Consider the following 7304-nt stretch of genomic DNA (forward strand, 5'->3'; position numbering starts at 1 on the left):
GTGCTTGAGGCCATCAATACCATTAAATCGATGAATATCTCTCAAATTCCGGTAACGCAACAAGGAATGATTGTAGGTAAAATTGCAGAGAGTGATATTTTAAGTGCATTACTTGAAAATCCAGGTTTAAAATCTGCGCCGATTTCAGAAATTATGACGGCTACTTTCCCTTTTGTTGATTTAAACACCTCAATTGATAAAATTTCTTCATTGATCAATAAAGAAAACTCAGCCGTATTGGTAGAAGATGAATCAGGTAAGATCGAGATCATTACCCAGTATGATATTATTAATGCGATATCAGGGTAGGAGCTAAGATGGAGTATTCCGAGGTCGTCACCCTGAATTTATTTCAGGGTCTTAAGACAAGATAGATGCTGAAATAAATTCAGTATGACGATTCCCCTTAAAAGTGACCAAATAAAAAACGCCCGAGTAAAATTTTACTCGAGCGTTTTTTATTTATGCTATTTTCGCTTTAAGCTTTAGTCTTTCTGCTTCTACCTTAATGACTCGGTGCATCAGCATTTACACGTTTAATCTGCGCACCTAAGGCACGTAAACGAGTGTCGATATCCTGATAGCCACGTTCAATCTGTTCGATGTTGTAAATGGTCGATTTGCCTTCAGCAGATAAAGCTGCAATTAACAATGAAACTCCAGCTCTAATGTCAGGAGAAGTCATGCTGATTCCACGAAGTTTATATTTTTTATCAATACCATTAACGGTTGCGCGGTGTGGGTCGCATAAGATGATTTGAGCACCCATATCGATCAATTTATCCACGAAGAATAAACGGCTTTCGAACATTTTTTGGTGGATTAAAACGTTTCCTTTTGCCTGTGTAGCCACAACCAGCACAATGCTCAATAAATCAGGTGTAAAACCTGGCCAAGGAGAATCCGCAATGGTTAAAATTGAACCATCTATAAAAGTATCGATTTCGTAATGTTTTTGAGAAGGGACATAAATATCATCGCCGCGGCGCTCTAATTTAATGCCCAGTTTTCTGAAAACCTCCGGTATTACACCCAGTTCATCATAACAAACATCTTTAATGGTAATTTCCGACTCTGTCATTGCAGCCATACCAATAAAAGAGCCAATTTCGATCATATCCGGCAACATTCTGTGCTCAGTCCCACCTAAAACGCTAACACCTTCAATGGTTAACAAGTTAGAGCCAATGCCCGATATTTTTGCCCCCATGCGGTTAAGCATTTTGCAGAGTTGCTGTAAATAGGGTTCGCAGGCAGCATTGTATATAGTTGTAGTGCCTTTTGCTAAAACAGCCGCCATTACAATGTTTGCCGTTCCAGTTACCGATGCTTCATCCAACAAAATATAAGCGCCCTGTAAATTGGTTGCATCTACATTAAAGAAAGCTTTTTTGCTGTCGTAAACGAATTTTGCACCTAATTTTTCGAAACCTATAAAGTGTGTGTCTAGTCTTCTACGACCGATTTTATCACCACCTGGTTTTGGGATTGCTGCTTTACCAAAACGTGCCAACAATGGCCCAACAATCATAATCGAACCACGTAAACCACCACCTTTAGCTTTAAAAGTATCAGATTCAAAGAAATTCAAATCAATATTTTTAGCTTCAAAGGTATAAGTGTCTTTATTGATGCGCTCAATGGTAACACCTAAATCGCCAAGCAATTCAATCAGTTTGTTAACATCCTTAATGTCGGGAATATTACTGATGGTTACTTTCTTTTCAGTAAGCAATACAGCCGATAAAATCTGTAAAGCCTCGTTTTTGGCTCCCTGAGGGGTAATTTCGCCTTTTAATTTAATTCCGCCTGTTATTTCAAATGCGTTCATATATTTTTCTTTTGCTAACCCGGTCGTCATGCTGTCCCGAAACTTCGGGATCAGCATCTATTCCAGAGATTCTGAATCAAGTTCAGAATGACGCATGGTTATTAATATTTAGGTTTATTGTTGTTGTTGTTGCGTTGACGGTTATTATTGTTGTTATTTTGACGGTTTTTTCCGTTGTTGTTATTATTGTTGCTTCTGCCCCGGTTATTGTTGTTGTTATTACTTTGGCGAGGGTTTTGCGCTCTAAATTCCACCTTGGCCAGGTTAACACCTTCATCAAGTGATAACAATCCGCCAGAAAGGTACTTTAAGTCCTTAATAATGGTATCATCACTCACATTATCTTTATTCCAGGTAACATAAGCCATTTTCATAAAATTTGCGATACTTTGAACCATTGCCTTTTTAATTTCGGCATTTTCTTCACGCATGGCTTTTTCAATTAAATTCTCAACCGTTTTACCATAGTGTTTGTAGGTAATTCTTTGTTGAGGATAGGCCAGGGGCTCTGGTTTAATGTAAGCATTCTCAATTAATGGTTTAGGATAAGGACTGTCTACATCAATCTGGTAGCCAGAAATAATGTGCAGGTGATCCCAAAGTTTATGCTTAAAATCGGCAACATCACGTAAATGTGGTTGCAAAAAACCCATCAGGTCGATAACCGCCTGGGCATATTTATTACGTTCTTCAATGGTGGGTAATTCGCAGATATACTTCACCATATTTTGTACGTTACGGCCATATTCCGATAAAATTAAATGGCTACGCGTAGTATTATAGTCAAAACTCATGTTCAGATAAATTAATGGATAAATTTTCTGGCGATACGAATTATGAAATAACCAGAAGAGTTTAGGTTATGAATTCACCGAAATGTCTATTGCCAGATTTTCGTTTTTATATATTCAAAGGTAATAAAATTATTTGATTTGTGATATTCATACCTGATTTGAGATATTTTAAATTGATGCGATATTTTTTTGGAAATGTTCGCTCGGTAGTTCTTGGCGTCTTCAGTCCCGTTATTCGCTATAGCCCCGATAAAGGATCGGGAGCTGCCGCTTCTACCGGGTTTATTTAACAAAAGCTTGCGCTTTATGGGAACCTTTTCCGTGTAAATTCGTTATCGTCCTCGTTTGTAACGAGGATGAAAGAGAAAGGCGATTTTATCGCCATTTTTTTGTTTTCCATTACGCATTAAAAATGCAGACTTCTTTAATCCTCGCTACAAACGAGGACTATTTAAGGTACTTCAATATCTCTTAATGTTCTTAATCCCTTAATGGTAAAAAGCCTTAAACTTCATCACTATTCTTCGGGTAATCAAAAAATACCAATTCTCCTGTTCCTTTGCTTACCATTTGCCACGAATCAAAAGGAAAAGAAATTAATACCATACCTGCAGTTGGAATGTTATAAATATCGGCATCGCATAATTGGTTTGCAAAATCTGTAAAACTAGGGTTATGACCAAACATTACTACGTGGTCTGCACCATTATTCAGCCCGTTAACCACTTTAAGTAGAGCTGTGGTATTGGCCTCGTAAATAGATTCTTCGAACTGGATCTGGTCAATATTGTAAGCCTCGGCGAAATATTTTGCGGTAGATTTGGCTCTTTTCGCCGGACTACTTACAATCAGATCTAATTTGAAGCCTTTATTAATCAATCTTTCAGCCATTTCTGGCGCATTTTCTTTGCCACGTTTGTTTAGCGGTCGGTCGAAATCTTTTAAATCTAAATTTCCCCAATCCGATTTGCCGTGACGAACCAAAAGTAATTGCTTAGCCATTTAATTTCTCTTTAATTTTATCTACAATTGTTTCAGGCTTAATTAAGTCTATACAGTTTTCAACACCGCAAAGGCAGGGTTTGTTTCCATAAATAGAATTTGGCCTGCTAGGATGATCAATCTGGATACAGTCCCTTTCCAATTGCCCATAACCCAAAAAACCAGCATATGGATGTGTTGGTCCCCAAACTGAAATTACAGGCACACCAACAAGCGATGCCATATGCATACCGGATGAATCCATACTTAACATTAAATCCAAGTTTGAAATAATGGCAAGCTCTTCCGTTAAGTTAAAGTTACCGATTAAATTATGAACGTTTTTATATGTTTTCGCCCAGTTTTCGGCAGTTGTTTGTTCTGTTTTACCACCACCAAATATGAAAAGCTCATAACCTAATCCGCTTAACAAGGCAATTACCTCCTCCATTTTTTCTAAAGCATATATTTTATAAACATGTTGCGCAAAAGGGGAGATGCCTATTTTTTTTGTGGTTTTATTGGCAAATAAGTTTTGTGCATTTGCTGGAATTGCCTGCGGAGATTTATCTAGTTTATAACTGAGTTTAACCGCAAATCCCAATTCGCGGAAAACATCAGCATAACGTTCTACTGTTTTTCTGAGGGGTTTAAAAACTTTGTTATTGTTACGTGTTAATCTCTTTTTCTCTGCTCTTCCTTTATCTATCCGCCTAATCTTTGTGCCCGTTAAACGGAAGAAAGTAGAAATTGCCCTGCTCCTCAAGTTATCGTGCAGGTCGGCTATTGCGTTTGGTTTATAGCTGCGGAGTTCCTGATAGAGTTTGTATAAACCATCAATTCCTTTATGGACCGTTTTAGGTTGGATAGGGTGGAAGATCAGGTTCGGAATGCGATCAAAAAATGGCTTAAAAGCAGGCCTGCTCACCATGATAATCTCTATGTTGGGGTTCTGCTCTGAAAATTCGTGTAAAACAGAGGCTGCCATGGCCACATCGCCCATTGCCGAAAAGCGTAAAACAATAATTTTTTGGGTTGAGGCCATGTTTTTATTTACCACAAAGACACAAAAGCACCAAGTTTTTCTTAGTGTTCTTCGTGTCTTTTAGCATGATTAATCTTTACTTTTCGCTTTAGCCTTTCAGCTTTAGTCTTTAACCTTTATTATACAACACCGGATTTAAACTCGGATCGTTGTACATTTTCATTTGCTTGTATACTTTCATGTATTTTTTACCCGCCTCAATATCTGCCAATAATTCATCAATACTGGTTGAAAGATCCTCACGTTGTGATAACAATACATTTAATTTCGTCTGGCATTGTGCACGGTGCTCAACCGAGGCACTTTCACGTTCAGCTTCTTCCTGCATGTGGTAAATTTTCAGTGCAAGGATGGAAAGCCTGTCTATCGCCCATGCAGGGCTTTCTGTATTGATTTTTGCATCTGGTAAAGCCGAAATTCCCTGATAAAGATTTAAAAAATAACCATCAATAAACTCAACCATATCGGTACGCACCTGGTTTTGTGCATCAATGCGTCTTTTCCAGCTCAAACCTTCAACAGGATCAATCTGAGGGTTACGCACCACATCTTCCATATGCCATTGTGCCGTATCGATCCAGTTCTTAACATAAAAGAGATGCTCTAAACTTTCGGCATCATATGGGTTTTCAACCGGGTGGTCAATATCATCAAACTTATGGTAGTCTGTAATTACTTGATTAAATATGCGGTTGGCAATTTCACTTATCATTGGGCAAAGATATTAAAAGATTGAATAGATTGATTTTTTCCTGGCGGGTTGATTGCACAGATTTTAAGATTACACCGATTTATTCGTGAGATTTAAAATAAGATGACTTAGGGCCTGTTTTTCCTAAACCCTAAACCCTTCTACTGTTAAAATACGCAGTTATTTCTTCCAAAGAAAAAGAATTTAAACATTTGTCGGCACTTAAACCACCTTTGCGGGCAACCAGTATACCATAATGCATATCATGGAAACCTTCGGTTCTGTGGGCATCAGGATTTACTGAAAGCAACACCCCTTTTTCTRAAGCGTAACGGTGCCAGCGCCAATCTAAATCCAAACGTAAAGGATTGGCATTAATTTCGATCACCACTTTGTTTGCTGCACAGGCATCAATAATCTTTTTATAATCTATCGGGTATCCGGCTCTGCTTAACAATAAACGGCCTGTTGGATGCCCTAAAATGGTGGTATATGGATTTTCAATAGCTTTTAGCAAACGTGCGGTGGCTTTTGCTTCGTCCATACGTAAATTGCTGTGCACAGAAGCCACTACAAAATCGAATGTTTTTAAAATATCATCCGAATAATCCAATGAGCCATCACTTAAAATGTCGCTCTCAATACCTTTGAAGATTTTAAAGGGAGCGAGTTTTTTATTTAGTTCGTCAATTTCCTGGTGTTGACCAAAAACACGTTGCTCGTTTAAACCTTTTGCATAAACAGCGGTTTYAGAGTGATCGCATATCCCTAAATACTGAAGATTTAAGTTTTCTTTACAATATACAGCCATTTGCTCCAGGGTGTGTACGCCATCGCTCCAGGTAGAGTGGTTGTGCAAACTGCCCTTTAAATCTTCGTACTGAATTAAAGTTGGAAGTTTATTTACCTTCGCGAGCTCAATTTCGTCAAAATCTTCACGAAGCTCAGGCTCGATAAAAGATAAACCTGCTTTGCTATAAATTTCTTCCTCCTTTGCAAAAGGGCCTTCACCCGCCAATGCTAAAACCTTTTCTACATGCTCCGTATTTCCAGTTAACCTGAACCATTGCAAATAAAAATCAGTTTTTTCTGCCAAATGAATTTTTACTCTAAAACCTGCTTCAGTGGTGCAGATGAAAGCATTTTCTGCTTCAATCAAAGAAAGTGCTTCGAAAGCAGGCAAGTTTTGTTTAAGGGTATCAATTTGTGCTGTACCGATCACAATTTCCAGTTCATCGATAATCTCACAGGCGCGGCGGTACTGACCAGCGAAGCCCAAAAGTGCACTGTTGTCAATTTTTCCAGTCCAATCCGCAAGCTGTGTAAATAAAGTTTTGGCAAAACCTTCAACCTGGGCGTATAAAAACCGTCCGTTGGCCGCGAGTTTAAATTCGATCGCATTCTTAATTTCTTCCTGGGTTTTTAAACCGAAACCTTTGGCTTCAATTAAGCGGTTTTCGTTACAGGCATAATACAATTCACCTATACTTTCTATACCTAAGGTACGCCAGATAATGAATATCTTTTTTGGTCCGATGCCCTTTATGGCCAGCATCTCTACTACACCTTCGGGTGTTTTCTCTCGAATTTCGTTAAGTTCTTTTAATTCTCCTGTTTGGAGAAGTTCAATGATTTTGGAAGCCAGTCCTTTACCAATACCTTCAATTTTATCCAGCTCATCTAAAGGTTTATCCTTTAAAGCAAAGGGTAATTTATCTACCTTAAAATAGGCATTTGTAACAGATTTAATTTTGAAGGGATTTTCTTCGTGCAGTTCCATAAGCTGCGATAGAAGGCGTAAGGTACGGGCGATGGTCTTGTTTTCCATAAGGGGTAAAATTAGGAAATAATGCCTCAAATCCTTCTTGTACTCATAAAATTAAAACACAATTTTATTAATTGTTGTTTTACAATCATGAAATCTATAAAATTCGCCCTCTTGGGATTAAGTATAAGTGTAGC

Annotated in this window: 7 protein-coding genes; 1 reads left to right on the forward strand and 6 read right to left on the reverse strand. The window is 38.1% G+C overall.

What is annotated here, in order from left to right:
- Positions 1–309: CBS domain-containing protein (locus AC1DPQ_RS12335; protein ID WP_477609501.1), on the forward strand; the 309-nt coding region annotated here is incomplete at its 5' end.
- Positions 310–505: 196 nt separating this feature from the next.
- On the opposite strand, the gene murA is transcribed toward AC1DPQ_RS12335, so the two are convergent.
- The 6 genes from murA to AC1DPQ_RS12365 form a co-directional block, all read right to left on the reverse strand.
- Positions 506–1831, reverse strand: coding sequence for a UDP-N-acetylglucosamine 1-carboxyvinyltransferase (murA, locus tag AC1DPQ_RS12340; protein WP_477579233.1), 1326 nt, complete (start codon positions 1829–1831; stop codon positions 506–508).
- Positions 1832–1932: 101 nt separating this feature from the next.
- Positions 1933–2625: a DUF4290 domain-containing protein gene (locus AC1DPQ_RS12345; RefSeq protein WP_477609503.1), complete on the reverse strand. Its 693-nt coding sequence runs from the start codon at positions 2623–2625 to the stop codon at positions 1933–1935.
- A gap of 504 nt (positions 2626–3129) precedes the next feature.
- A complete protein-coding gene (locus AC1DPQ_RS12350; protein WP_477579231.1) occupies positions 3130–3627 on the reverse strand; it encodes a SixA phosphatase family protein in 498 nt (165 codons plus the stop codon).
- The gene (locus AC1DPQ_RS12355) at positions 3620–4651 is read right to left on the reverse strand and encodes a glycosyltransferase family 9 protein (RefSeq protein ID WP_477579229.1); all 1032 of its coding nucleotides are present in this window, start codon (positions 4649–4651) and stop codon (positions 3620–3622) included. The genes AC1DPQ_RS12350 and AC1DPQ_RS12355 overlap by 8 nt, the downstream gene beginning before the upstream one ends.
- A 109-nt stretch (positions 4652–4760) precedes the next feature.
- A complete protein-coding gene (locus tag AC1DPQ_RS12360; protein ID WP_477579227.1) occupies positions 4761–5363 on the reverse strand; it encodes a DUF4254 domain-containing protein in 603 nt (200 codons plus the stop codon).
- A 130-nt stretch (positions 5364–5493) separates the two neighbouring features.
- Complete coding sequence (locus AC1DPQ_RS12365) at positions 5494–7170, reverse strand: helix-hairpin-helix domain-containing protein (protein ID WP_477609505.1); 1677 nt, start codon at positions 7168–7170, stop codon at positions 5494–5496.
- Positions 7171–7304: the final 134 nt, after the last annotated feature.

This window comes from Pedobacter sp. 01T416_2 (genome assembly GCF_056398925.1).

Coding starts and splice junctions, on each gene's coding strand:
- AC1DPQ_RS12345 (WP_477609503.1), bottom strand. CDS start 2,625: ATGAGTTTTGACTATAATACTACGCGTAGCCATTTAATTTTATCGGAA.
- AC1DPQ_RS12355 (WP_477579229.1), bottom strand. CDS start 4,651: ATGGCCTCAACCCAAAAAATTATTGTTTTACGCTTTTCGGCAATGGGC.
- murA (WP_477579233.1), bottom strand. CDS start 1,831: ATGAACGCATTTGAAATAACAGGCGGAATTAAATTAAAAGGCGAAATT.
- AC1DPQ_RS12360 (WP_477579227.1), bottom strand. CDS start 5,363: ATGATAAGTGAAATTGCCAACCGCATATTTAATCAAGTAATTACAGAC.
- AC1DPQ_RS12350 (WP_477579231.1), bottom strand. CDS start 3,627: ATGGCTAAGCAATTACTTTTGGTTCGTCACGGCAAATCGGATTGGGGA.